24 protein-coding genes are annotated in these 23,418 nt (G+C 71.4%); 8 read left to right on the forward strand and 16 right to left on the reverse strand.

Features of this window, described 5'->3' with window-relative positions; all coding sequences use genetic code 11:
* The first annotated feature begins 173 nt into the window (after positions 1 to 173).
* Positions 174 to 506 (forward strand): hypothetical protein, encoded by a 333-nt coding sequence (locus MOTC310_RS23510; protein ID WP_331303489.1) that lies wholly within the window; start codon positions 174 to 176, stop codon positions 504 to 506.
* On the opposite strand, the gene MOTC310_RS23515 is transcribed toward MOTC310_RS23510, so the two are convergent.
* From MOTC310_RS23515 to MOTC310_RS23560, 10 genes are all read right to left on the reverse strand, one after another.
* The gene (locus MOTC310_RS23515) at positions 491 to 937 is read right to left on the reverse strand and encodes a hypothetical protein (RefSeq protein WP_331303490.1); all 447 of its coding nucleotides are present in this window, start codon (positions 935 to 937) and stop codon (positions 491 to 493) included. The two genes, MOTC310_RS23510 and MOTC310_RS23515, sit on opposite strands and share 16 nt — an antisense overlap.
* Before the next feature lie 133 nt (positions 938 to 1,070).
* Positions 1,071 to 1,403, reverse strand: a complete 333-nt coding sequence (locus MOTC310_RS23520) for a hydroxyisourate hydrolase (protein ID WP_331291359.1) — start codon at positions 1,401 to 1,403, stop codon at positions 1,071 to 1,073.
* The gene (locus MOTC310_RS23525) at positions 1,400 to 2,833 is read right to left on the reverse strand and encodes an amidase (protein ID WP_331303491.1); all 1,434 of its coding nucleotides are present in this window, start codon (positions 2,831 to 2,833) and stop codon (positions 1,400 to 1,402) included. The genes MOTC310_RS23520 and MOTC310_RS23525 overlap by 4 nt, the downstream gene beginning before the upstream one ends.
* Positions 2,830 to 3,024, reverse strand: coding sequence for a hypothetical protein (locus tag MOTC310_RS23530; RefSeq protein WP_331303492.1), 195 nt, complete (start codon positions 3,022 to 3,024; stop codon positions 2,830 to 2,832). Before MOTC310_RS23530 ends, MOTC310_RS23525 begins: the two co-directional genes overlap by 4 nt.
* A complete protein-coding gene (locus MOTC310_RS23535) occupies positions 3,021 to 3,773 on the reverse strand; it encodes an aspartate/glutamate racemase family protein (protein WP_331303493.1) in 753 nt (250 codons plus the stop codon). Before MOTC310_RS23535 ends, MOTC310_RS23530 begins: the two co-directional genes overlap by 4 nt.
* A gap of 18 nt (positions 3,774 to 3,791) precedes the next feature.
* Positions 3,792 to 4,610, reverse strand: a complete 819-nt coding sequence (locus tag MOTC310_RS23540) for an ABC transporter permease (protein ID WP_331303494.1) — start codon at positions 4,608 to 4,610, stop codon at positions 3,792 to 3,794.
* Positions 4,611 to 4,628: 18 nt separating this feature from the next.
* Positions 4,629 to 5,534, reverse strand: coding sequence for an ABC transporter permease (locus MOTC310_RS23545; protein WP_331303495.1), 906 nt, complete (start codon positions 5,532 to 5,534; stop codon positions 4,629 to 4,631).
* Positions 5,531 to 6,574, reverse strand: a complete 1,044-nt coding sequence (locus tag MOTC310_RS23550) for an ABC transporter substrate-binding protein (RefSeq protein ID WP_331303496.1) — start codon at positions 6,572 to 6,574, stop codon at positions 5,531 to 5,533. The genes MOTC310_RS23545 and MOTC310_RS23550 overlap by 4 nt, the downstream gene beginning before the upstream one ends.
* Before the next feature lie 67 nt (positions 6,575 to 6,641).
* Entirely contained in the window at positions 6,642 to 7,730 is a 1,089-nt protein-coding gene (locus MOTC310_RS23555) for an ABC transporter ATP-binding protein (RefSeq protein ID WP_331303497.1), read from the reverse strand.
* Complete coding sequence (locus MOTC310_RS23560) at positions 7,727 to 8,476, reverse strand: maleate cis-trans isomerase family protein (protein WP_473753943.1); 750 nt, start codon at positions 8,474 to 8,476, stop codon at positions 7,727 to 7,729. Before MOTC310_RS23560 ends, MOTC310_RS23555 begins: the two co-directional genes overlap by 4 nt.
* A gap of 176 nt (positions 8,477 to 8,652) precedes the next feature.
* Here MOTC310_RS23560 and MOTC310_RS23565 point away from each other — a divergent pair, with 176 nt between their 5' ends.
* Positions 8,653 to 9,381 carry a GntR family transcriptional regulator gene (locus tag MOTC310_RS23565; RefSeq protein WP_331291350.1) on the forward strand — a complete coding sequence of 243 codons (729 nt, stop codon included), beginning with the start codon at positions 8,653 to 8,655 and terminating at the stop codon, positions 9,379 to 9,381.
* Positions 9,382 to 9,494: 113 nt separating this feature from the next.
* On the opposite strand, the gene MOTC310_RS23570 is transcribed toward MOTC310_RS23565, so the two are convergent.
* The 4 genes from MOTC310_RS23570 to MOTC310_RS23585 all read right to left on the reverse strand — a co-directional run bounded on the left by MOTC310_RS23570 (position 9,495) and on the right by MOTC310_RS23585 (position 13,686).
* Complete coding sequence (locus MOTC310_RS23570; protein WP_331303499.1) at positions 9,495 to 9,743, reverse strand: PilZ domain-containing protein; 249 nt, start codon at positions 9,741 to 9,743, stop codon at positions 9,495 to 9,497.
* A 206-nt stretch (positions 9,744 to 9,949) separates the two neighbouring features.
* Positions 9,950 to 11,482: a GGDEF domain-containing protein gene (locus MOTC310_RS23575; protein WP_331303500.1), complete on the reverse strand. Its 1,533-nt coding sequence runs from the start codon at positions 11,480 to 11,482 to the stop codon at positions 9,950 to 9,952.
* A gap of 127 nt (positions 11,483 to 11,609) precedes the next feature.
* A complete protein-coding gene (locus MOTC310_RS23580; RefSeq protein ID WP_331303501.1) occupies positions 11,610 to 13,016 on the reverse strand; it encodes a HAMP domain-containing sensor histidine kinase in 1,407 nt (468 codons plus the stop codon).
* Complete coding sequence (locus tag MOTC310_RS23585) at positions 13,009 to 13,686, reverse strand: response regulator transcription factor (RefSeq protein WP_331303502.1); 678 nt, start codon at positions 13,684 to 13,686, stop codon at positions 13,009 to 13,011. The genes MOTC310_RS23580 and MOTC310_RS23585 overlap by 8 nt, the downstream gene beginning before the upstream one ends.
* Positions 13,687 to 13,975: 289 nt before the next feature.
* On the opposite strand from MOTC310_RS23585, the gene MOTC310_RS23590 reads away from it, so the two are divergent.
* The 4 genes from MOTC310_RS23590 (at position 13,976) to MOTC310_RS23605 (ending at position 19,083) form a co-directional block, all read left to right on the forward strand.
* Positions 13,976 to 14,173 (forward strand): polyhydroxyalkanoate synthesis regulator DNA-binding domain-containing protein, encoded by a 198-nt coding sequence (locus tag MOTC310_RS23590; RefSeq protein WP_012318231.1) that lies wholly within the window; start codon positions 13,976 to 13,978, stop codon positions 14,171 to 14,173.
* Between the two features lie 76 nt (positions 14,174 to 14,249).
* Positions 14,250 to 15,557 (forward strand): efflux RND transporter periplasmic adaptor subunit, encoded by a 1,308-nt coding sequence (locus MOTC310_RS23595; protein ID WP_331303503.1) that lies wholly within the window; start codon positions 14,250 to 14,252, stop codon positions 15,555 to 15,557.
* 8 nt (positions 15,558 to 15,565) lie between these two features.
* Positions 15,566 to 18,739: an efflux RND transporter permease subunit gene (locus tag MOTC310_RS23600; RefSeq protein ID WP_331303504.1), complete on the forward strand. Its 3,174-nt coding sequence runs from the start codon at positions 15,566 to 15,568 to the stop codon at positions 18,737 to 18,739.
* A 116-nt stretch (positions 18,740 to 18,855) separates the two neighbouring features.
* Positions 18,856 to 19,083 (forward strand): hypothetical protein, encoded by a 228-nt coding sequence (locus MOTC310_RS23605; RefSeq protein ID WP_331291340.1) that lies wholly within the window; start codon positions 18,856 to 18,858, stop codon positions 19,081 to 19,083.
* Positions 19,084 to 19,102: 19 nt separating this feature from the next.
* Here the strand turns inward: MOTC310_RS23605 and MOTC310_RS23610 are convergent, their stop codons facing one another.
* On the reverse strand, positions 19,103 to 19,369 hold the full coding sequence (locus MOTC310_RS23610; protein ID WP_331303505.1) for a hypothetical protein: 267 nt from the start codon (positions 19,367 to 19,369) through the stop codon (positions 19,103 to 19,105).
* 204 nt (positions 19,370 to 19,573) lie between these two features.
* Between MOTC310_RS23610 and MOTC310_RS23615 the strand changes: the two genes are divergently transcribed.
* Positions 19,574 to 19,864 (forward strand): hypothetical protein, encoded by a 291-nt coding sequence (locus MOTC310_RS23615; protein WP_331303506.1) that lies wholly within the window; start codon positions 19,574 to 19,576, stop codon positions 19,862 to 19,864.
* A 455-nt stretch (positions 19,865 to 20,319) separates the two neighbouring features.
* Here the strand turns inward: MOTC310_RS23615 and MOTC310_RS23620 are convergent, their stop codons facing one another.
* Complete coding sequence (locus MOTC310_RS23620; RefSeq protein ID WP_331303507.1) at positions 20,320 to 21,498, reverse strand: type II toxin-antitoxin system HipA family toxin; 1,179 nt, start codon at positions 21,496 to 21,498, stop codon at positions 20,320 to 20,322.
* A 756-nt stretch (positions 21,499 to 22,254) separates the two neighbouring features.
* Here MOTC310_RS23620 and MOTC310_RS23625 point away from each other — a divergent pair.
* Positions 22,255 to 23,142: a hypothetical protein gene (locus MOTC310_RS23625; RefSeq protein ID WP_331303508.1), complete on the forward strand. Its 888-nt coding sequence runs from the start codon at positions 22,255 to 22,257 to the stop codon at positions 23,140 to 23,142.
* Positions 23,143 to 23,418 lie beyond the last annotated feature (276 nt).

The following is a 23,418-nucleotide window of genomic DNA, read 5'->3' on the forward strand; positions in this document are numbered from 1 at the left end:
GCCGCGAGCGGGGCGACGTCGCGCCAGGACGCCGCCGCGGGCGCCGCTTCGGGCGGGCGGGCCTGCTCCGGCGGCGGCGCGGAGAAGCTGGTGGTGAGCGGGCGCTTCATGACGAACCTCCACGGGCGCGGTATAGGGGGTGATCGGCCGGCGCGGAGCTGTACGAGGAGCGCATGGCCGAAAGGCGGAAGGCCACCGGTTCCGGCGAGGATAGCCTATCGCGCCACATCCTCCCCAATGCCGGCACGATGGTCGGCGTCTGCACCACGCTGATCGGTCTCGTGAAGATCGCCGAGGGCTGGATCGGGCCGAGCCACGTCGACGAGGCCGCCGCCCTGACGGCGATCCTGTTCCTGGTCAGCGCGATCGCGTCCTACTTGTCGATCCGCCTGGGCGACGGCGGCGACCTCCCGGCCAGGCTGGAGCGCTGCGCCGACATCTGCTTCGTCATCGGGCTGATCGGCCTGACGCTGATCGCGGTCCTGTTCGCCTACGAGACGATCTGACGGCGCGCCGCGCGGGGCCGGTCGGGCAGGGCCTCGCGGTCGGTCAGCGCCGCCGCGAGAATTGCGAATAGGCCGAGATGCAGGCCGAGCGCCGCGAGGCCCGGATCGCGCAGGGACCACAATCCGGCCGCCCCGAGCGCCATGAGCGGCGGTCCGGCCACGTAGACGGCGCTGCGCCATCCGGCGGGCCGGCCGAGGCGCCAGAAGCAGCCGGCCAGCGCCGCCAGGGCGAAGCCGCCCTTGAGCAGCGCCATGAAGCGGATCACCCGCACCAGATCGGGGTCGACGGGCGCGGCGGGGGCCCGCCCGGCCGCGACCCAGGCCAGCGGAAGCGCGAGGATCGTCAGCGCGGCCAGCATCCGCCGCGCCGGAGGGGCGCCGCGCGTCGCGCGCCCGGCCAGGGCCGGGATCGTCATCGCCTGAACCCGCATCGGCCTCCTCCTGCGCGCGCCGCGATCGGGCGCGAGTCTAGGCCCTCCCGAAGCTCCGGTCACCGCGCGGGGGCGGGCGGCGGCAGCGCCGCGCCGTCGCAGGGCCGGGTCCGAGGGCGGAGCATACCGCCGCTCAGCAGCCGCGGAACAGCGCGACGCCGAAGGCGGTGAACTTCAGCGGCAGGTGGCAGTGGCGATCGGGGTCGTCGATCCGGAAGCGGATCGCGGCCTCCTCGAGGAACCCCTCCCCCGCCGCCCCGACGACGTCGCCGATGACGAACACGACCTCGTAGAGGCCGGCGGCGAGCCGCGTCCGCACGACCGGATGGTCGAGGGTCCCGTCCGCCCCGAGGCGGCCTTCCGCGATCACCCGCCGCCTCCCCCCGGCCCGCAGGACGCGCACGCGCATCCCCTCGGCCGGCCGGCCCGCGGCGGCGTCGACGGCGTGGAGCGACAGGCCGGTCACGGCGCCCCGTCCTCCCAGAGCATCCGCCAGGGATGGGCCGCCTCGTAGGCCGCCGCCACCGCCACCAAGGTCTCGTCGCCGCCCCAGGGCGCCACGAGCTGGAACCCGACCGGCAGCCCGGCGCCCGAGGGGCGGCAGGGAATCGAGATCCCCGGACAGCCCGCGGCGTTGACGAAGCCCGTGAACGTCGCCGAGCCGCGGGGGCCCACCGGCACCCCGGCGATGCGCGGCGGATGGGTCTCCTCGGCCCGCCAGGGCAGCGCCGCCGCCGCGGGGGTCATCAGCAGGTCGTGCTCGGCGAACAGCGCCGCGAGGTCCTGGCGCAGCGCCAGCGCCATCCGCTGCACGTCGAGCAGGTCGGCCGCCGAGAGGGCCGCCCCGGCCTCCGCCAGGGCGCGGATGTCGGGGCCCAGATCGTCGAGCCGGCCCGGATGCGCGCGCATCAGCCACGCGATGCCGGCCTGGCCGAGGACCGGCCACGCCTCCGTGACGGCCGTCGCCGCGTCGAATCGGCCGGTCATGACCCGGTGGCCGAGGCCGGCGAGGCGCCCGGCCGCCTCGGCGACGCTGTCGGCGATCGCGGGATCGACCGGGGCCGTCCCGAAGGTCGGGACGTGCAGGATCCGCAGCGGGCGCTCCGGCACCGCGGCGCTCCCGAACGGGCCGAAACCGTGCGGCGCGACGGAATCCGGGTCGGCCGCCCCGAGCACCCGCATCGCCGCCGCGAGGTCGTCGACGGTGCGCGCCATCGGCCCGACCACCTCGAGGTCGAGCATGATCGGCGGCAGGCCACCGGTCCGCGGCACCCGGCCGGCCGTGGGCTTCAGGCCGACGAGGCCGGTATGGGAGGCGGGGCGGCGGATCGAGCCGCCCGCGTCGGTCCCGAGCGCCAGCGGCCCGATCCCGGAGGCGACCGCCGCGACGGCGCCGCCGCTGGAGCCACCCGGGGTCAGTGCCGGATCCCAGGGGTTGCGGGTGACGCCGTGGACCGGGTTGCCGGTGTAGCCCTGGACGGTCAGTTCCGGGACGTTGGTCTTGCCCAGGATCACCGCCCCGGCCGCGCGCAGGCGGGCCACCGGCGTCTCGTCCCGGTCGAGCGCGCGCGCTTCCCCCTGCCCCGCGTAGAGCCGGCTGCCCCAGCCGGTCGCGAACCCGGCGACGTTCAGGCTGTCCTTGACGGTCAGCGGCACGCCGTCGAGGGGGCCGAGCGGTCTCCCGGCCCGCCAGCGCGCCGCGCTCGCCGCGGCGGCGCGCTCCGCGCCCTCGGGATCGACGGCGACGAGGGCGTTGAGCGCGGGGTTCACGGCCTCCGCCCGCTCCAGGCAGGCGCGGGCGGCCGTCACGGGGCTCGCGGTCCCGGCGGCGTAGCGGCGGCACAGGGCCGTGGCCGGGAGGGTCCAGAGCGGGCCGTTCGCGTCGATCCGGGTCATGACGCCTCCTCGCGATGCGCGATCCAGCGGGCGAGCGGCCCCGACAGGCCGGTGGCCGGTTTCGCGGGGGGCCGCGCGAAGCGGCCGGCCCGCGGCGGCCGCGTCCCGAGCCGCACTAGGGCGGCGTAGCGGCGGCACAGGGCCGTGGCCGGGAGGGTCCAGAGCGGGCCGTTCGCGTCGATCCGGGTCATGACGCCTCCTCGCGATGCGCGATCCAGCGGGCGAGCGGCCCCGACAGGCCGGTGGCCGGTTTCGCGGGGGGCCGCGCGAAGCGGCCGGCCCGCGGCGGCCGCGTCCCGAGCCGCACTAGGGCCTGCGCCTGGCCCAGGGCGGCCGCCAGCGGGTCGACGAGCGGCACCGGCACCGCGTCCCGCAGGGTCGTGGCGAGGCCGGCGAGCGGCGCCCCGGCCAGGATCACGACGTCGGCCCCCGCCCCGACCGCCCGCTCGGCCAGGGCCAGGATCTCGGGCCGCAATTCCTCCTGCGCCTCGGTCACCGCCGCGAACGGGCGGCGCACCGCGTGGAGGCCGGCGCAGCGGGCCGACAGGCCGGCCAGGGCCACCGCGTCCTCGTACCAGGGCAGCAGGGCGGGCGCGAAGGTGACGATCGCGAACCGCGCCCCGAGCTGGCAGGCGGTCAGCATCGCGGCCTCGGCCATGCCGACCACCGGCAGGTCGAACAGCTCCCGCGCGGCGACCAGCCCGGGATCGCCGTAGGCCGCGATCACCGCGGCGTCGTGGCCGGACTGGTGCGCGGCCAGCGTCTCCAGCACCGCCGCGCCGGCGAGCTGCGCCTCGGCCCGGCTCGCGATGTAGGGCAGGCCCGTCGCCGCGGTGAGCGCGGTGATGTGCGCGTCGGGGGCGAGCGCCGCCGCGGCGGCCCGCGCCATGCGCGCGGTCATCGCCGCCGAGGTGTTGGGGTTGAGGAGCAGGATCCGCATGCGAGGGCTCCGGGTGCTTCAGCCCGCCATCCGGCGGGACAGGCCGGCGGCCCGCTCCATCACGGCGGCGAGCACCACGGTCACGAGGATCAGCAGGCTGGAGGCCGCCGCCACCGTGACGTCGAGGCGGCCCTCCAGGTCCTGCCACATCCGGATCGGCAGCATGTCGGTGGCGGCGTCGCGCAGGAACAGCGAGACCGGGACGTTGTCGAAGCTCGCCATGAAGGCGATGAACCCCCCCGCCAGGATCCCGGGCCGGATCAGCGGCAGGGTCACCCGGCGGAACGTGGTGAGGCGCGAGGCGCCGAGGGAGGTCGAGCTCTCGAGGAGCACCGGGTCCATCTGCGACAGGGCCGCGACCGTGGTGCGGACCACGAAGGGCACGCAGACCACGGTGTGGCCGAGGATCAGGGTCAGCGGCGAGACCGGGATCCCGGCGACGCTGAACAGCATCAGGGCGGCGAGCCCGAAGGCCAGGGCCGGCAGGACGAGGGGCGACAGGAACAGGCTGTCGAGGAGCCGCGCGGAGAGGAGCGGCGACCGGGCGATGGCGAGCGCCGCCGCGGTGCCCAGCACCGCCGACAGGAGGGTCGTCCAGCCCGCCACCACGAGGCTGTTCCAGGCGGCGGCCTGCAGCTGCTCGGCCTCCGCGAGCGCCGCGTACCAGCGCAGGGAGTAGCCGGGCGGCGGGAAGCGCAGGGAGAAGCCGCTGGTGAACGACACGACCACGACGATCACGGTCGGCGCCGCCAGCAGGACGAGGCAGAGCCCGGCGAGCAGCAGCACGGCGCCGTGGAAGCTGAACCAGTCGAAGTCGCGCCGCAGGCTCGTCCGCATGGTGACCTCCGGGTGACCTCAGGCCCGCGCGCGGCCGCGCGACAGGCGGCCCACGAGGTTGAGGAGCGTGACGCAGGCGAGGACCGCCACGAGGAAGACGATCGCGATCGCCGCCGCGAACGGCCAGTTGTTGAGCGAGGAGGCCTGCTGGTACAGGTACATGGGCATGAACAGCATCTGCCCGCCGCCGATCAGCGACTGGGTGATGAAGGCGGTGATCGCCGCCGCGAAGGTCAGCAGGCAGCCCGCCACGATGCCGGGCAGGCAGAGCGGCAGCGTCACCCGGAGGAAGGTGCGCCACGCCCCCGCCCCCAGCGCCGCCGAGGCGTCGGCGAGGTTCGGGTCGATCCGCGACAGGGCGGTGACCAGCGGCAGGACCATCAGGGGCATCTGCACCTGCGCCAGCGCCAGGACGAGGCCGCCCTCGGTGTAGAGGAGCTTCAGCGGCGTGTCGGTGAGCCCGAGGCCGAGGAGCGCGGCGTTGACGATGCCCTGGCGCCCGAGGATCACGATCCACGCGAAGGTCCGCACCACCACGCTCGTGAGCAGCGGCAGCAGCACGATCAGGGTCAGCAGGCCGCGCAGCCGGCCGGGCGCCCAGGTCAGGAGCAGCGCCAGCGGCAGGCCGAGCAGGAGGGTGAGCGCCGTGACCTCGACGCCGAGCCACAGGGTCGCGGCGAGCACCCGCAGGGAGAACGGGTCCAGCAGGAACCGGGCGTACTGGTCGAGGCCGAACCGGGTCATGGCCGGATCGGCGTAGAAGCTGACCAGCACCAGCAGCGCCAGCGGCGCCAGGAAGAAGACGAGGAAGAACCCCCCGAGCGGCAGCGCGAGCCGGATGTCGTAGGCCGCCGTCCAGGCGCGGCCCGGGCGCAGGGGCGCCGCGACCGGGCCCGCCGCCGCCATGGCCGGGCCGGCGCTCACACCCGGATCTCGCGGTTGAAGCGCTCGATCCAGGCCGGGCGGCCGCGGTTGATCGCGGCCCAGTCCTGGAACACCGACTTGCGGTTCAGCTCGTCGGCGTCCTTCGCCAGGACCTTCGCGACCTCGCCCTCGATCGCGACCTTCCGGTTGGTCGGCACGATCAGGTAGGGGCTCTGCATCAGCTTGGCCTGCACCTCCGGCGACAGGGCGGCCTCGATCAGCTTGAAGGCCAGCTCCTTCACGGGCGTGTTCTTGACGATGTGGATCGTCGTCTTGAAGGCGATGATGCCCTCCTTGGGCGCCGCGAACTCCACCGGCACGCCCCGGGCCTTCAGGATCTGGATCGCGTTGAAATTGCCCGGCCCGATATCGACCTGCTCCTGCTGATAGAGGGCCGCCAGGGCGCCCGGATTGGCCGCGACGGCGGCGAGGTTCGGCTTGAGCGCCTCCAACGCCTTGAAGCCCGGCTCGACGTCAGTCTCCGAGCCGCCATGCATCCGGGCGATCTCCACGAGGAAGCCGGTGCCCAGGGTCGAGTTCAGGTTGGTGATGCCGACCCGGCCCTTGAATTCGGGCTTCCACAGGTCGGCCCACGAGGTCGGCGGGGTCTTCACCTTCTCGGGATTGTAGGTCAGGCCGACGATCTGGAAGAACGGGGCCGGGCCCATCGGCTCCTGCGCGTCCGCGATCAGGTCGCCGTAATGGGCCGACTGGGCGACCGGATAGGGCTCGACGAGGTCCTGGGCGATGGCCGTGAGCGCGGGGCCCGGATCGTGCAGCATCACGTCGATCGGCGGGTTGGCGCGGGCGGCCTGGACCTTGGCGATCTGGTCGACCGACAGCATCGGATCGAGGATGACGTCGCCGCCCGAGCTCTTGCGGAAGGGCGGCACCAGCACCGCCCGGTGCGCCTCCTCCCAGCTGCCCGTGAAGGTCGCGAAGACGAGCTTGCGCGCCTGCGCGCGGGACAGGCCCGGGAAAGCCTGGGCGGCGCCGAGGGTCAGGGCGCCGGCGAGGAGGCTGCGGCGGTGCAGGGTCATGGTCGGCTCTCCTGGCTCGGTGTCGGCAGGCTCGGTGTCGACGGGCTCGGTATCGACTGGCGCGGCCTCAGTGGCGGGGATCGGGGAAGACGCTGACCCGCTCGGGGGCGGTCGGGCTCAGGCGCACGCGGGTGCCGGGCGGCCGGGGCCGGGCGCCCGCCGCGCGCGGCTCGGCGGTCTTCAGGCGTGCGCCGCCGTCGAGCCGGATCTCGTGGACCAGGGTGGCGCCGAGCGGCAGGCCGATCTCGACCACGCCGTCGAGGCTGTCCTCGGCCCCTGCCCCCTCCTCCGCGAAGGCGACGTGCTCGGGCCGCAGGCAGGCGGCGACCCGGGTCCCGTCCGGCAGGGCGGTGGCGGCCGGGAGCAGGCCGCCCGCCTCCAGGGCCACCACCCGGGCGCCGCCCGGCCCGGTCGCGAGCCGCCCGTGCAGGACGTTGGCCGTGCCCACGAAGGTGTTGACGAACAGCGTCTCGGGGCGGTCGTAGACGTCGGTGGGGGGCGCGAACTGCTCCAGCCGGCCGGCATTGAGCACGGCGACCCGGTCGGCCATCGACAGGGCCTCCTCCTGGTCGTGCGTGACGATCAGCGTGGTGGTGCCGGCGCTGCGCTGGATGCGCTTGATCTCGATCTGCATGTCGAGGCGCAGGTTCTTGTCGAGGGCCGCGAAGGGCTCGTCGAGGAGCAGGATCGAGGGGCGCACGGCGAGCGCCCGGGCCAGCGCCACGCGCTGCTGCTGGCCGCCCGACATCTCCCGCGGGAAGCGCCCGGCGAGGTGCTCCAGCCGCACCAGCGCCAGCATCTCGGCCACCCGCGCCCTCTGCTCGGCCCGCCCGACCCCCCGGGCCGCGAGGCCGTAGGCGACGTTGTCGGCGACGCTCATGTGGGGGAACAGGGCGTAGTTCTGGAACACGATGCCGACGGTGCGCCGGTTCGGCGGCAGGTGGTCGACCGCATGGCCGCCGATGATGACGCGCCCCTCCGTGGGCTTCAGGAAGCCCGCCACCGCGCGCAGCAGGGTGGTCTTGCCGCAGCCCGAGGGCCCGAGCAGCGCGACGAGCTCCCCGCCCCTGATGTCGAGGGTGACGGTGTCGACGGCGAGGGCCGACCCGTAGCGCTGGGTGATCCCGTCGAGGATCAGGGTGGTCCCGGCGCTCACGGACGGCCCTCCCCGCCCGCCGCGAAGGCGCGGCCGTGGGCGGCGAGGTGCGCGGTCGGGCAGCCCGCGAGGTCCAGGCCCTTCCACAGGGTGACGGCCACCGAATCGACCACCGGCACGCCGAGTTCGGCCTCCAGGGCCGGGGCGAGCGCGGCGCCCGCGAGATTCGTGCAGACGATCGCCACCGCGTCGACGCCCTCGGCCGCCACCGCCCGGACCATGCCCGCGATGGCCTCGGGACCGGCCTCCGCGAAGGCGAAGTTCTCCGACAGGCCGAGATGGCGCTCGGCGCCGCAGTCGAAATCGGCCGCGCCCCAGTTGGCCTGGATCCTCCGCTGGACGTCGCCGGTATAGGGCGTGACGAGGCCGATCCGCCGGAAACCCCGGGCGCGGAACAGGTCGCGGAAGGCGAGCGCGGCGGTGGAGGCCGGGCATCCCGTCCGGTCGGTGATCGCGGCGCTCAGGCGCTCGTCCGCGTCGAAGCCGAGCCAGGCGCCGGAGGTGCCGTTCCACAGGATCGCGGCGACCCGGGCATCGGCGAGCAATTCGGCCGCCGCCAGGATCGGCTCTGGGTCGAACTGGTCCAGGGCCGCCGGCGACAGGCCGATCTCCGTCACGCGGAAGCGGGCGAAGTGCGCGCTCACCCCCGCGCAGCCGGCCAGCAGGTGGGCGGTGGCCGGCTCGAGGACGCTGTTCGACGAGGGCGTCAGCATGCCCAGACGCGTCGTGCGGTTCGGTCGTTCCATCGCATCCATCCCCGATGCACCGAGCATCCGACAGGCTCGGACCGTCGACAAGGCATTTTCTGCATGTTGCATGCAATTTGCGCAAATGCATGATATGGCAGCGTTACAGGCCGAAAAATGGATCATCGACCGGGCGGCCGGACGCGCTAGGCTGGCGTGGTGGAACGGGAGGATCGATGGACGTCGTCGCACGCCGCCGGGGCCGGCCCCGCAAGGCCCTGGTCGTCCCGGCCGCGCAGGTGCCGCGGACCGGGCTGCACGAGCAGGCGGCGGCCCGGCTCAAGGACATGATCGTGCGCGGCGCGCTGCCGGCCGGCGCGACCCTCGTGGAGACCGACCTGTCGGTCGCGCTCGGGATCTCCCGAACCCCGCTCCGGGAGGCCCTCAAGCTCCTGGCGGCGGAGGGGCTGGTCGAGCTGCACCAGAACCGCAGCGCCCGCGTCCCCGACTGGACGCCGGAGGAGATCCTCGAACTGTTCGAGGCCCTGGCCGGCATCGAGCGGCTGACCGCGGAGCTCGCGGCGCCGCGGATCTCCGAAGCCCTGATGGACGACCTGCGCGGCAAGCAGGCGCAGCTCGACCGGATGCACCGGGACCAAGCGCTCGACGCCTATTTCGCCCTCAACCAGGAGATCCACCGGACGATCGTCACGGCCGCCCGGAACCGCCCGCTGGCGGAGGCCCACGCGGCGCTCCAGGCCCGGGCCCAGTGGGCCCGCCTGCGCGCGCTCTCCAGCGGCAGCCGCTGGGAGGAATCGGCCCGGGAACACCGGGACCTGTTCGGGGCCCTCGCCGCGCGGGACGCCGCCGCGGCCGGGACCGTCGCCCATCGCCACGTGCTGCGGACCGGCGTGGTGATCGCCGAGACGCTCCAGGCCCGGCGCGCCGACCCCGCGGCCCGGTAAGGAAACGTTAACCCTGTCGGCGCATCGGTTGCTCACCAGCCGGACGCTGGCCTTCCACGCCCATCCGATCCGCCCCTCAACACGGGTGGGCGTGGAAGCCTCGGCCGCCGCCCTCAGAGGTCGCCGAACGCGACCCCGAGTTCGGTTTCCTGGCGCCACGTGACCCGTGCCGGCCGCCGCTGACCGCCGACCCCGTAGGACAGCACGAACGCGTCGGGCACGCCGATCACGCTGACGACCCTCAGGCGGGCCCCCCCGTCCGATATGTTGCGGATCGTGCAGTCGATCACGCCGCCTCCGGCGAGTTCGATATGGCCCTCGAGCAGGGTCCGTCTGCGGGGCGCGGCGCGTCTGTCGTCCATCCTCGTTACCCTATGGTTGCGAGTCGGATCCCGCCGGATCCTCACGCGCTCCGCCGGCCCGAGGCACGGATGGTCGTTACCCGCCCGCCTCGTCCCGACGCGACGACGTCGGGTCCTCTCCGGGCCGGCCGCCATCCCGCCCAGGAAACCACGGATTTCGTGTCGATTCCGTCAAAGCGCTCCGCGAAAGCGCGCCTTCGTGCGGGTCAGGACGTCCGCACCAATTGAAGGGCTCCCCGCGGGGGCGGCGGCGCGACGCTGCGGGTCTGATTGCGGCCGCCGTTCTTGGCCTCGTACAGGGCGCCGTCCGCCAGCCGGTACGGGTCCGGCAGCGGCGCGCTCCGGTCGCCGCCCGGTCGCACGGCGGCGAGCCCGATGCTCACCGTCACGGTCCCCGCCCCGAGCCCGGCCGACTCGACGGTCAGCTTCGCCACCTCGGCATGGACCGTGTCGGCGACCCGCAGGGCGCCGGCCTCGTCCGTCTCGGGCAGGAGCAGGGTGAATTCCTCACCGCCGATGCGGCTGACGAGATCCTGGGGGCGGTGCACGCTCGCCGCGAGGCAGCGCGCCAAGCCCTGCAGGATCTCGTCGCCCACCGGGTGCCCGTAGCGGTCGTTGAAGCGCTTGAAATGGTCCGCGTCGACGATGAGCAGCGACAGGGGCTGGCCGTCGCGCCGGGCCGCGTCCAGGGTCCGCCGGAGCGCGTCCTCGAAGCAGCGGCGGTTCGGCAGGCCGGTCAGGGCGTCGGTGCGCGACAGCGCGGCCATCTCGGCCCGCATCGCCTCGCGGCGGCGCAGCTCGCGCCCGAACAGGAGCGACAGCGCGATCGTGAGGCCGCACAGCGCCAGCACGATGCCGCCGATGATCGTCGCCTTCGCGGCCCACTCCGCCTCCACGTCCTTGGTGGACAGGGCGACGTTCAGGATCAGCGGCAGGGTCCCGATCCGCGTGAACGTGTAGCTCCGCTCGACGCCATCGCGCACGGAGGCGCTGACGAAGCTGCCCCGCCCGTCCCGCAGGAACCGCCTGAAGGTCGACGCCTGCGCGATGTTCGCCCCGAGATCGGCCTCCACGTAGGGATAGCGCATGATCCGCGTGCCGTCGGTCAGGTACAGGTTGATGGCCCCGCCCGGCCCGAGGTCGATCTCGCTGAACAGGTGCGTGAAGTAGGACAGCTTCACGGTGCCCAGAACCACGCCGCCGAAGCTGCCGTCGGGCTTGTCGATGCGGCGGCTGAACGGCAGCATCCGCTCGCCGTTCAGCCGCGACACGATCGGGCGCCCGACGTGGAGGCCGAGCCCGGCGCTCGCTTGGTGGACCTGGAAGTACTCGCGATCCGCGTAGTTGCCCTTGCGGGGCGGGATGGCCGCGATGTCGGCGACGACCTCGCCCCGCTCGTCCAGGATCAGCATCACGCCCATGTCGCGGGCGGTCGCGGCGCGGTCGAACAGGATGAGCTGGCGCAGGCGCGGATCGGCCTCGGTCAGGCCCGGAAACTTCAGGTTGTCGACGGCGGCGCGGATCGAGAGATCGTACATCTCGATGTTGCGCGCGATGTCGCGTTCGAGAACCTGCAGGAGGTTCCAGGATGTCTGGTCCGCGCTGGCCCAGGCGTCGCGCCGCAGGTCGGCCAGCATCAGGCCGGACGTCACGACCATGCCCAAAGGGGCCAGGATCCCGAGGACGATCCAGGTGCGGGCCGAGCGGAGCCACGGGGCGGCGCGTCGCCAGACGTTCATCGGTCCCCCGCGGCCGGCGCTTCGTTGCCGCGCTCTGACATGGAGAGCCTTAACCGCGGCTTTCGCGGCTTTCCGGCCGAGGCCGGCGGACGCGAATCGCGGTGGACGGCGACCCTCCGCGCCGCGGTCATCGCGCCGCAGACCTCTCGGTATCCGCGCCGGCCGGGGGGAAGCGCAGCGTGACCAGACAGCCGCCGCCCGCCGCCTCGGCGATGGTCACGGGGGCGCCGTGGAGGTCGGCGATCGCCGCCACAAGGCTCAGGCCCAGGCCGTGGCCGGAGGTCCGGCGCGCCGCCTCGGCGCGGTAGAAGCGGCGGAACACCTGGCTGCGCTCCCCCGGCGGCAGCCCCGGGCCGGTATCCGCGACGGTCGCGACGATCGCGGTCTCGGTGCGCTGCAATCCGACCGCGACGCGACCGCCGGGCGGCGTGAATTTCAGGGCGTTGTCGAGGAGGTTCGAGAAGGCCTCGAAGCACAGGTCGCGGTCGCCGTGGACGGCGTGCAGCCCGGGCGGCACCGTGAGCGCGAGGTCGATGTCCTTCTCCTCGGCCAGCGGCGCGTGGAACTCGACCGCGACGGCCACCACCTCGCCGAGATCGACCCGCGTGAACGCGCCCCGCCGCCGGCCGTCCTCCATCTCGCCGATCCGCAGGACGGCGGTGACCATCGCGAGCGTCTGGTCGATCCACGCGAGCCCCTGGTCGATCGCCTCGCGGAATTCCGCCACGGTGTGGGCCTGGGAGCGGGTGCGCTCGAGCCGGGCGCGCAGGCGGGTGAGCGGCGTGCGCAGGTCGTGGGCGACGGCGTCGCCGACGCTGCGGACCTCGCCCATGAGGTGCTCGATCTCGTCGAGCATCCGGTTCACGGTCCGGGTCAGCCGGTCGAACTCGTCGTCCCGCGGTCCGACCGGCAGGCGCTTGCCGAGATCGCCGCGCATCACCTCGGCCACGGCGGCCTCCGTGGCGGCGAGGCGGCGGCGGGCGCGGCTCGTGAGCAGCAGGCCGCCGAGCGCCGCGAGCGCCAGCGTCGGCACGAGCCCGAGGCCCAGGGCGCGCAGGGTCGTGGCCCGCACGCGGTCGATCTCGTCGGTGTCGTGCGCGATCACGACGGTGCTGCCGTCGGGAAGCTCGAGCGCGGCCGCCCAGATCTCGTCCTGAAGGCGGCGCCCGGCGAGGTCGACCGTCGCGCTCACCCGGTACGCATCGCCGTCGCGCGCCAGACGGTCCGGTATCGCCCCGAGATTGCCGGCCCGGCGCGCCCCGTCCGGGGCGAACAGGCCGCCGTAATGGGTGGCGTGGAGGTCCATCGCGATCCACGTGTCGACCCGTGTCGCCGCGGCGGCGGGATCGGCCGCGGCCGCCCGGACCTCCAGCCGGAGGGTCTCGGCGAGCTCCTCGCGCAGGTAGTCGGCCGTCTGCCAGTAGACGAAGGCGAACATCGCCAGGGCGAGCAGGGCCGACCACAGGGCGATGCCGAGCGCCCAACGGATTGCCGTGGAGCGGAACAGGTCCGCCGGGCGGGGCAGGTCAAGCATCGGGCGACAGGGTGAACCCGGTGCCGCGCACGCTGTGGATCAGGGGCGGCTCGCCGGCCGCCTCCAGCTTCCGGCGCAGGCGCCCGACATGGACGTCGATCAGGTTGGACTTGGGCGTGAACCGGTAGTTCCAGACCTCCTCGAACAGCATCGCCCGGGTCACGATCTGGCCGGGGCGGCGCATGAGATATTCGAGGAGCTTGAGCTCGCGCGGCAGCAGCTCCAGGTCGCGTGCGCCGCGCCGGCCCGTGCCGGCGATCAGGTCGATCGCGAGGCTGCCCACGTGCAGGACGGTCTCGCGGCTGTCGACCGGGCGCCGCAGCAGCGCCTCGATGCGCGCCGCGAGCTCGCCCAGCGCGAAGGGCTTGGCGAGGTAGTCGTCGCCGCCGGCCCGCAGGCCGCGGATCCGCTCGTCGACGTCGCCCAGCGCGCTCAGGACCAGCGCCGGGGTCCGGTCCCCGTCCCGGCGCAGATCCTGGAGCACGCTCAGGCCGTCCTGTCCGGGCAGCATCCGGTCGAGGATGATCGCGCCCCAGCCGCCGTCCCGGGCCGCCCGGGCCCCGTCCGGTCCGGTCGCGGCCCAGACGACGTCGTGGCCGCGCCCGCGCAGGTCGGCGCGCACGTCCGCGGCCGTCTCCGAATCGTCCTCGATCAGCAGCAGCTTCGCCACGCGCGGCCCCCGCTCCGGTCCGTGCCCCGCCCCGATGCCCCGACGCGGGTCACCGACGCGCTTCCCTTGTGCCGGACTTCGCCGCGCAAATCGCCCCGGGCGGGCCATCATGAACCCGAATTTAATGGCACCGCATCGGCTTGGCCCCCTTTATTGGAATGACTCTATCGCGTACCGGCGCCCCGCTCGGATGCCGAACTGCGCGCCTGCCGGATACCCTCGATGCCGACCCGATCCCGCCGCCCCTGCCCGCCTCGCGGCCGCACGCCCCCCGCGCGGATGGGGGCGCATGCCTAGGAAGCGGCGCCCCCGGCGCCTGATCAACCGCTACGCCGGAAGCCGCCTCTACGACGTCGAGACCGGGACCTACGTCACCCTCGACCGGCTCAAGGAGATGCGCGGCGCGGGCTACGAGGTCGTGGTCCGCGAGGTCGAGACCGGCCGCTTCGTGACCGAGGACGTGCTCCGGCCCGGCCTCGACGCGTGAGCGCGCGCGGCACGAGCGCGCGCGCGCGGCGGGCCGGGGGAGCCGCCGGTGGCCTGGAGTCCCGGCGGGCGTGCCCATGGCGCTGACCGCCGAGACGGATGCCGGTGACCGCGACGTCGACCGCCGCAACGTCGGGCGCGCCGACGCGGGNGACGCCGGCCGCCGCGGCGGCGCGCGGGTCTGGCTGGCCCTCGTCCTTATCCTCCTCGCGGCGGCGGGCTGGGTCTATCGGGACGCGCTCCGCGAGCGGCTCGGGCTGGCGCCCGCGGCGCAGCACGTGACCAGCGCGGCCGAAGCCGCGCCGGCCGACCCCGACCGCGTCACCCTCGACGCGGCGGGGCAGAAGCGGATCGGCCTCGCCTTCGGGACGGCCGAGACCCGCCGGATCGTGCTGCCGGTGCGCGTCCCCGGCACCGTCGCCTTCGACGAGCGTCGGGTGACCCATCTCAAGCCGCGCACCCAGGGGCGGGTGCTGAGCCTCGCGGTCCAGCCCGGCGACCGGGTCCAGGCGGGCGAGACCCTCGCGACCCTCGACGCCGCCGGCATCCTGGACGCGCGCAACGGCTATCTCGCCGCGCAGGCCTCGCTGGGCGAGGCGCAGGCCTCCGAGGCGGTGGCGGCGCTGCAGCTCAAGCGCGGCCAGGAGCAGCTCAAGTTCGGCGGCGTCGCGCAGGCCGAGGTGGAGCGGCGGCAGGTCGATCTCGCCAAGGCGCAGGCCGCGGTGAAATCGGCCCAGGCCAACGCCGAGATGTACCGGGCGCAGTACCAGCGCCTCGCCCCGACCGAGGGGGCGGCCCCGGGTACCAGCGCCGTCGTGACCCCGATACAGGGCGTCGTGATCAGCGTCGGCGTGACCCTGGGCGAGGTCGTCGACACCACCCGCGACGCCTTCACGGTCGCCGACCCGACCCGCATCCTCGTCCTGGCCAACCTCTACGGACCCGATCTCGGGCGGGTGAAGGCCGGCGACACCGCCTCCGTGGAGAGCCCGGTTCCGGGTCAGGCTCCGCTCGACGGCCGGGTCCGCTCGGTGAACGCCGCCCTGGATCCGAACACCAACACGGCGCCCGCCCGGATCGAGCTCGACAACCCCGGCGATCTGCTGCGCGCCAACATGTTCGTGTCCGTGACGATGGCGGCGGATCTCGGCCGCGACGGGGTCACGGTCCCGGCCGCCGCGATCCAGCAGACCGAGCAGGGGCCGATCGCCTTCGTGCGCGTGGCCGAGGATCGGTTCGAGCGGCGCGCCCTGAAACTCGGGATCCAGCGCTCCGACTGGGTCGAGGTGCAGAGCGGCGTCGCGGCCGGGGAGAGCGTGGCGACGAAGGGCAGCTTCGGGCTCAAGGCGATCCTGCTGCGCAGCCTGCTCGGCTCGACGGATTGAGGCCCCCGATGCGGTCGTGGTTCGCCCTCCTGGTCCGCCGCCGGTTCCTGGTGCTGATGATCGCGCTCGCCGCGGCGGCGGGGGGCGTGGCCAACCTCGAAGGCCTGTCGATCGACGCGGTGCCGGACATCTCGCCCAAGCAGGTGATGATCCTGACCCTGTCGCCGGGGCTCGGGGCGCTGGAGGTCGAGCGCCTCGTCACCTCCCCGGTGGAGAACGCCATGGCGGGGGCGCCGAGCCTCACCGGGATCCGCTCGACGTCGCGGGCCGGGGTCTCAGCGGTCTACGTCACCTTCGCGGACGGGATGTCGATCACCGAGGCGCGCAGTCAGGTGTTCCAGCGGCTGCCGGCGGCCAAGGGCATGATGCCGGCGGGCGTCGGTGACCCGCAGATGGGCCCGATGGCGACCGGCCTCGGCGAGATCTACCAGTTCGAGCTGCGCGGGCCCGCCTACACGCCGATGCAGCTCCGCCGCACCCTGCAATGGACGATCGCGCCGAAGCTGAAGCTCACCCCCGGCATCGCCGACGTGAACATCTACGGCGGCCAGATGCCGACCTACGAGGTCCGGGTCCCGGCCGATGCGCTCCGCCGCTACGGCGTCGGCCTCGCCCAGGTCTTCACGGCGCTGACCGACAACAACGCCGCTCGCGGGGGCGCCTATATCGAGCACAACGATCAGCAGGAGACGATCCGCGGCCTCGGCCTCGCCAAGGGGCCGGAGGACATCGCCAACATCGTGGTCGATACGGGGCCGGGCGGCGTGCCGGTCACCCTCGGGACGCTGGGCCAGGTGGTCGAGGCGCCGAAGGTCCGGCTCGGGGCCGTGACGCACGACGCGCAGGGCGAGACGGTCGTGGGCATCGCGCTGATGCAGCTCGGGGAGAATGCCAGCGCGGTGGTCGGGCAGGTCAAGGAGACGATCGACGACCTGCGCCCGCAATTGCCGCGGGGCATGGAGATCGTGCCCTACTACGACCGCAGCGCGCTCGTAGACCGCACGATCCGCACCGTGGAGCACAATCTCCTCGAAGGCGCGGTGCTCGTGATCGTCGTCCTGCTGCTGCTCCTCGGCAACCTCCGCGCCGGGCTGATCGTGGCGGCCGCGATCCCGCTCGCGATGCTGATGGCCTTCGCGGGCATGCGGCTGCTCGGCCTGTCGGGCAACCTGATGAGCCTCGGCGCCATCGATTTCGGCCTGATCGTCGACGGGGCCGTGGTGATGGTCGAGAACGTCCTGCGCGCCCGCGGCGAGCACCCGGACCGTCCGCCCCAGGACCTGATCCGCGACGCCGCCGCCGAGGTGGCCAAGCCCGTGATGTTCGCGGTGGCGATCATCATCCTGGTCTACGTGCCGATCCTCGCGCTGGAGGGCGTGGCCGGCAAGATGTTCGTGCCGATGGCGCTGACCGTCATCCTGGCGCTCTCCGGCTCGCTCATCGTCACCATGACGCTGATGCCGGCGCTCGCCGCGATCTTTCTCGCCGGACGCGGCGTCGGCGAGCGCGAGACGCGCCTCGTCAACTGGATGCGGGCCGCCTACACGCCGATGCTCAAGGCCGCCGAGCGGCACGCCCTCGTGACGGTGCTGGCGACGCTCGCCCTCTTCGCGGTCTCCTGCGTGCTGGCGACCCGGCTCGGCGGCGAGTTCCTGCCGAAACTGTCGGAGGGCTCGATCGTCATTACCTCCGAGAAGCTGCCGGGCATCGATCTCTCGGCCTCGCTCGCCACGGTGACCCGCATCGAGCGGGTGCTGAAGTCGTTCCCAGAGGTGAAGCGCGTGGTCTCGCTCACCGGCAGCGCCGAGATCCCGACCGACCCGATGGGCGTCGAATCGACCGACAGCTTCATCACCCTCACCGATCCGGCCACGTGGAAGACCGCCGAGACGCAGGAGGGCCTCGTGGCGGCGTTCGACAAGCGCCTCAAGGAGGAGGTGCCGGGGGTCGCCTACGCCTTCTCGCAGCCGATCCAGATGCGCATGGACGACCTGCTGGAGGGCGTGCGCGGCGACGTGGCGATCAGCCTCTACGGCGACGACCTGAAGACCCTCAAGGATACGGCCGACGCCATCGTGCGCACGGTCTCCGGGGTCGACGGGGCGGCGGACGTGAAAGCCGAGGCGCAGGCCGGCATGCCCGCACTCACGATCCAGGTCGATCGCGCCAAGGCGGCCCGCTACGGCATCAACGTGTCGGACGTGCTCGACATGGTCGAGAGCATCGGCGGCCGCACCAGCGGCGTCGTCTACGGCGACGACAATTCGATCACTGAGATCGTGGTGCGGCTGGATCCGGCCGACCGCGGCGATATCGAGCGGATCCGCGCCTTGCCGATCGGCCGGTCCGGCTCCGGCGATCCGGGCCGGGAAGCGGGCAGCCGCATGATGGTGCCGCTGTCGATGGTCGCCAGCGTGGACGTGGCCTCCGGCCCGGCGCAGATCAGCCGCGAGCGCCTGCAGCGGCGGATCTCCGTGCAGGCGAATGTCCGCGGCCGCGACGTTCAGAGCTTCGTGGACGCCGCCAAGGCCGCCGTCGACCAGCAGGTCAAGCTGCCGCCGCGCTACTCGCTGGTCTGGAGCGGGCAGTTCCAGAACCTCCAGGAGGCGACGGCCCGGCTGACCGTGGTCGTGCCCGCGGCGCTCGCGGCGATCCTGGTCCTGCTGGTGGTGATGTTCGGCGACATCCGCCTCGCCGGGCTGATCTTCCTCAATGTGCCGGTGGCCGCCACCGGCGGCATCCTGGCCCTGACCCTGCGCGACATGCCGTTCTCGATCTCGGCGGCGATCGGCTTCATCGCGACCTTCGGCATCGCGATCCTGAATGGCGTCGTGCTGACGAGCTACATTCGGGACCTGGAGGCGTCCGGCCTCGGACGCCGGGAGGCGGCGAAGCGGGCGGCCGAGATGCGGCTGCGCCCGGTGATGATGACGGCCCTGGTGGCGGCGCTGGGCTTCCTGCCGATGGCGCTGTCCACCAGCGCGGGCGCCGAGGTGCAGCGGCCGCTCGCCACCGTGGTGATCGGCGGACTGATCTCGGCGACCCTGCTCACCCTTGTGGTGCTGCCGGCAATCTACCCCGCGGTCGCCGGTCTGCGCCTGCCCTTCGCGCGGCCCACGTCACCCGCCGGGCGACGGCCCGGTGGCTCCGAAGCCCGCCGGCGCGCGGCGGCCGACCCGTGACCGCGATCGGAACGCGACAACGTATCCGCAATCGGTATGTGGATACGCAATTCTGTGCTGATGCCTGGACGATCCGCGGGGGCCTATGCTGGTTCGACACGGAGCGGGAGTCCGGGATGTTGGACGGCGACGCCTTTGCCCACGAGATCGCGGCGCTCCTGATCGCCGACATCAAGACCTCCGGCGCGCGCACGCGCGGCGAGCTCGAGGCGGCCTGCCGGATCTCCCTCGAGAGCCTGCTCGGCGACGCCGCGGTGCCGCCGCAGATCGCCGTGCTGATGCCGATCGGCCTGGAGCGGTGGCCGCGGGTGGTCGTGAAGGGGCGGCCCCTGCCGGACGTGTAGGCCGGCGCAGCCTGCCCGCTCAGCGGCCGATGACGCCGGTGCCCCCGGTCGGGCCGATGGCGTTCGGCCCGGTATTCGGTGCGGGCGTCGCGGCCTGGTTCCGCTGGATGTCCATCCGCAGCGTGTTGCCCTGGGTCGTCTGCTCCTGGCGCAGGGCGCGCATCTGGCCGCTGGTCTCCATGGATCGGTTGGCGGCGTTGGGATTGTTCTGCTGCACCTGGGCCAGGGCGGGCGTCGCGGCGAGACCGAGGCTCGCGGCGGTGAGCGTGGCGATGAGGCGGCGCATGGAAGAGCTCTCGCGCTGAGGGATCCTGCCGTGTTGACCCGTACGGGACCCGCCAAGTTCCATCCCGCTTGCGGTCGAGCAGCGTCTGCCGACCTCGGAAAGGTTAGCCGCTCCCTTTCAGCTGCGCGCGATCTTCACGCCTTGTTAACGCATCGGGGCAAGGCTTGCGGTGGCGTCGAGCGTGGGACGTTGGAGAGGGGCGTGATGCGGGCCTTGTCGGCGGAGGATGAACAGGCTGTCGATCGGCTGACGCTCCAGCTCCTTCACGACGCCTATTGCGACCTCGCGGCGGTCCTGCGCGGCGCCCAGCCCCAGGCGGCCGCGGCAATCCTCGGCGTCATGGAGCAGCGCGTGACCGACGTCCTGACCCGGATCTGCCGGCAGAACTCGGAAGGGGCGGCCTCGATGGAGATCGCCGTCGCCGTCGGCGAGCGGATCGGCGAGATCATGGATCAGGCGCACGGGCGGGACGTGGCCAGCACGCGGGCCGCCTGATTTAAAAGATTGCGGACGCCGGCGTTATCAGCAGGTTTAACGCCCGTGCATAGTCTATCATTCGCGGTTCCATTGAACTTATGGATCGCGCGATGACCAATTTGTGGGCCGTTGCGGGTCAATGATATCATTTAGAAAATTTGCACGTTTGCTTACGGCCCTGTCGAATTTATTATTTGTAGGTTCGGACGGCTGAGATTTCTAGTCGCAAGAAAACTTCTGATTAGGGATGTGTGGTTCGAAAGCACGACGTGCCGCTTCGCAAGCATATCCAGGCATATTTATAACGGACCTAATTATTGAGATTTGAAATTTCGATAGATGTATAAATCGGGCTCTAATACTTTGCGGCACGTCCAGTTTGGTACAACATTTTACCTCTCAAGGTATTAAGCATTCCGTTGAATGAGCTCATTTTTAATATAGTTTCAATGATTCGCCGCTGCGAAGATTCGCTAAGACGTGATGGGGCCAGGCAGCAAGCCGAAGCATGCCAATAGCATTTCCCGGTCCTGACGCGACACGCCTCGGGCGTCGAAAAAACTCCCGATGCGTGAGGTGGCTTCATCAACTTCATCGAGAATCGATGTGGCTTCGGTAGCGGAGAGGCCAAATTTGGGGTAGCCCGCGAATGCGATGCTCAGGTTGCACTCCCGGCTCATACCGGGAGCTGGGGCGCAGACATGCTTGGTGCCTGAAGGATGCGGGACAACATCGAACACCGGTGAAAGACTCCAGCCGGTCCCATCATTGATGAAGGCGTGGTTGCGCAAATGATCATCTGTGTTCCGCAGATAGGCGTTAACCAGGAGCCTGCGGAACATCTCACGTGCCGGCGCCTGAACACCGATCCGGCGCGCGGCTGATGCGATGTCGAGATAGGTCTTGTTTGTGGCATATCCAAAGGCGGGTTCACCCAGCAAAGTGCCAGCGCTGAGGTAAGACAAACGAGCCCCGTCCGAGGATCGGTCGAAGCGCGATATCAAGAGAACCGACCGACCGTTGACGACATGCAGTTTGCGCTCTGGGACTCGAAGTCCTGCGGCCTCAGCAAAATCCAGACAAACCGCTTCAGCCCTGGGATTGTCGAACCTATCGTCCCATGTGGAGAATTTTGCGATCCATTCCTTGTCTGAAATCCAAATGCGGGCCTTCGGTCGAGCTCCTCCAATGTTTGAGCTATGCATGAGTAGCTTGGCGAGTTGATCCGCTGACGCTTCGCCGCCTTCATAGTTTTCTGCTGCGATGAGCATTTCTTCGAGAACGCCCTCGCTTTGAACTAACTCAGGCGCCGCGTCCGTTCTGGGTGTCCACCTTTCAGGAGCCTCCGGCGTTGAGCCGAAGGCCAGATCGCCCGTACGCGACGGGCCGCCCAAAGCCAGAAACTCCGGCATGCCGAGTTCCAGTTCCGGATATGCGTGGGTCAGGATTCCCTTGCCCCAGCCGTCAGGGCCTGCATCGTGAAAGGCCAGATGAACCTCTCCCGGAGCCGCTGGCCGCCACTTGTTTCCGAGCGGCAGGCCAATGGGGTCGATTGGCCTACGTCCTTCTGCAGCTAGATAGTCGGAGCTATAGGCAAAACGACCGATGCGCCTTGAGGAGCCACCCTCGAAGATCAAGAGGCCGATGGGCACGTAGCCGCTCCGCCCTGACCGAAACACGTGCATTTCCTCAACGCGGTTGTACTTAGAGGTCCGCCACATACCCGCTCACAATAATTCTGCGGCGATCCAGCATAAAATCCGCTGTATCTCTGACGTAATCACACAGGCAAATGTCGCCGCGTTGATCTATACCAATCGGTGAGATCAGCGCAGTATGCAAAATTTGCTGGCGACAACCTGCCATCCAGCCGTTAGTCGATCATGCGATGTGGAGCGCAGACCTGCAACAAGGAAAGGGGCGCCAGGCTTCCGTTAACGATCGCGACAGGAAGGGCCGCCTCAAGAACATATCGCCGCCGTTGTGGTCTTCTCAAAGATCCCGATCCGCGCCACGTTCGTCCCTGGCAGACCACACGCACATGCCGCGCCGCTCTTTAGCAGAGAGCGGCCGGCACCGGTGTTAGCAGCACCAAGTGCCGGCCTGACCACGATCCGTATCGTAAGAGGATACCGACCATGGCTGAGACCTTCACTACCGGCGTTATCACGCCGACGAAACTGGCCCGATGCATGATTTCTGGGCAGCGCCAAGCGCCCGTCCCGGCAACCCGCCTGATCGCCTGAAGGTGCGCTCGCACGCGATACGCCGTGCCTCAGCGTCTCCTCGCTATCCCGAAATCCTGACGCCGTCGTCGCCGCAGGCCTGAAGCCGCGGAACCGAGCCCGTCTGTCGCCCTACCGTTTGGTATGGGGGGGCGGGTTGGTGTCCCTGGTCGGAAAAAATCCATGACGATCGTTCCCCACCCCGCCGCCCAACGCGGCGGCCGACAGCGGTTGGCCGCGCGTAGGCAGCCTGGATCCGCGACGCCCAGCCGGATCACCGTGCCGCTCGGGAGCGCCGCGGCCCTCGGCTGCGGCCACGTCCAGCCCGTGATCCCGCAGATCTGCGCACCCGAACTGATGGCCGCGGCCGAAGCAGCGCTCGACGGCGCGTTCCGGGCGACCTTCGTGCCCGATCCCCTGCTCGGACCAGGCTTGTCGCAACTCGGCTCCGTGCTGGCCTCCATGGTCAAGAGGCACGGGGGCCTCATCGAGGCGGCCATCACTGACGTCCTGGAGCGAAGCGGGCGCTACATTGTGCTGCGCAACGTCGCGATGCCGATCACCGTGCCGACCCAGGAACTCGTCCGCGCCAGCAGCGTCGCCCAGCTCAACCAGACCTCAATCGAACTCGCGGGCGCCGTCGCACAGTCGGTATTCCTCGACCTAATCGTGGTCGACCGGAAAAAGAGTCGAGCCATCATCGCCGAGGTCAAAAGAGGCTCCGGAAAAAACGAGGCCAGGAAAATTCACCAAGTTGAATGGGTGTTGCGGTGCGCGCAGGTCCAGGGCCGCTCGTTTCTGACCTCACTCGGCTATGAGGTCGCGCAGATCCGCGCGGTGCTGATCGATGTCTATGGACGGGCCGGGTACAGCGATGACCTTACTGTGAGCGGACCGGCTATAGATCAGCTGTTCGCGACCCCGGTCTTGGCAGCGCTCGAGACCGTGACGGCGGCGCTTCAAGCTCGATTGCGCGCGGCCGTGCCGGACCTGCTGACGATGGCGTTGGCGAGCCTCGCCGGTCCTGAGAACGTCAAACACCCGCACTCGCCCGGGCTGCTCGCGCCCTGATCGCAACACGCTGGCATTGGGTCGCGGCCGCGACCTGATGCGTCCATCCCGCTCGCCATCGATCCCGCACCGTGCGCCTGCGCGCCGGCGTGCTCTCCAAGTCTGCCTCAATGACACTCGCCCGTGACCCTGCTCCCAACTTCTCCGGCACAACTGACGCAGCCAACCTCTCGCTGCCCCTGTCCTGGTGGCGCGTCCTCGCCCCTGAGGCCCTCGATATGGCGGCGCAGCGTCGCCTGTCCGCTGCCCTGAATGCCGCGCAGCCCCTACCGTCCC

This window comes from Methylobacterium oryzae, from assembly GCF_036441375.1.
GTDB lineage: Bacteria > Pseudomonadota > Alphaproteobacteria > Rhizobiales > Beijerinckiaceae > Methylobacterium > Methylobacterium oryzae_A.

What these genes read in the sequence shown, in the direction of transcription:
- MOTC310_RS23510 (WP_331303489.1), top strand. Translation starts at nt 174, where the DNA reads ATGGCCGAAAGGCGGAAGGCCACCGGTTCCGGCGAGGATAGCCTATCG.
- MOTC310_RS23515 (WP_331303490.1), bottom strand. Translation starts at nt 937, where the DNA reads ATGCGGGTTCAGGCGATGACGATCCCGGCCCTGGCCGGGCGCGCGACG.
- MOTC310_RS23525 (WP_331303491.1), bottom strand. Translation starts at nt 2,833, where the DNA reads ATGACCCGGATCGACGCGAACGGCCCGCTCTGGACCCTCCCGGCCACG.
- MOTC310_RS23530 (WP_331303492.1), bottom strand. Translation starts at nt 3,024, where the DNA reads ATGACCCGGATCGACGCGAACGGCCCGCTCTGGACCCTCCCGGCCACG.
- MOTC310_RS23535 (WP_331303493.1), bottom strand. Translation starts at nt 3,773, where the DNA reads ATGCGGATCCTGCTCCTCAACCCCAACACCTCGGCGGCGATGACCGCG.
- MOTC310_RS23540 (WP_331303494.1), bottom strand. Translation starts at nt 4,610, where the DNA reads ATGCGGACGAGCCTGCGGCGCGACTTCGACTGGTTCAGCTTCCACGGC.
- MOTC310_RS23550 (WP_331303496.1), bottom strand. Translation starts at nt 6,574, where the DNA reads ATGACCCTGCACCGCCGCAGCCTCCTCGCCGGCGCCCTGACCCTCGGC.
- MOTC310_RS23560 (WP_473753943.1), bottom strand. Translation starts at nt 8,476, where the DNA reads ATGGAACGACCGAACCGCACGACGCGTCTGGGCATGCTGACGCCCTCG.
- MOTC310_RS23565 (WP_331291350.1), top strand. Translation starts at nt 8,653, where the DNA reads ATGGACGTCGTCGCACGCCGCCGGGGCCGGCCCCGCAAGGCCCTGGTC.
- MOTC310_RS23570 (WP_331303499.1), bottom strand. Translation starts at nt 9,743, where the DNA reads ATGGACGACAGACGCGCCGCGCCCCGCAGACGGACCCTGCTCGAGGGC.
- MOTC310_RS23575 (WP_331303500.1), bottom strand. Translation starts at nt 11,482, where the DNA reads ATGAACGTCTGGCGACGCGCCGCCCCGTGGCTCCGCTCGGCCCGCACC.
- MOTC310_RS23580 (WP_331303501.1), bottom strand. Translation starts at nt 13,016, where the DNA reads ATGCTTGACCTGCCCCGCCCGGCGGACCTGTTCCGCTCCACGGCAATC.
- MOTC310_RS23590 (WP_012318231.1), top strand. Translation starts at nt 13,976, where the DNA reads ATGCCTAGGAAGCGGCGCCCCCGGCGCCTGATCAACCGCTACGCCGGA.
- MOTC310_RS23600 (WP_331303504.1), top strand. Translation starts at nt 15,566, where the DNA reads ATGCGGTCGTGGTTCGCCCTCCTGGTCCGCCGCCGGTTCCTGGTGCTG.
- MOTC310_RS23605 (WP_331291340.1), top strand. Translation starts at nt 18,856, where the DNA reads ATGTTGGACGGCGACGCCTTTGCCCACGAGATCGCGGCGCTCCTGATC.
- MOTC310_RS23610 (WP_331303505.1), bottom strand. Translation starts at nt 19,369, where the DNA reads ATGCGCCGCCTCATCGCCACGCTCACCGCCGCGAGCCTCGGTCTCGCC.
- MOTC310_RS23615 (WP_331303506.1), top strand. Translation starts at nt 19,574, where the DNA reads ATGCGGGCCTTGTCGGCGGAGGATGAACAGGCTGTCGATCGGCTGACG.
- MOTC310_RS23625 (WP_331303508.1), top strand. Translation starts at nt 22,255, where the DNA reads ATGACGATCGTTCCCCACCCCGCCGCCCAACGCGGCGGCCGACAGCGG.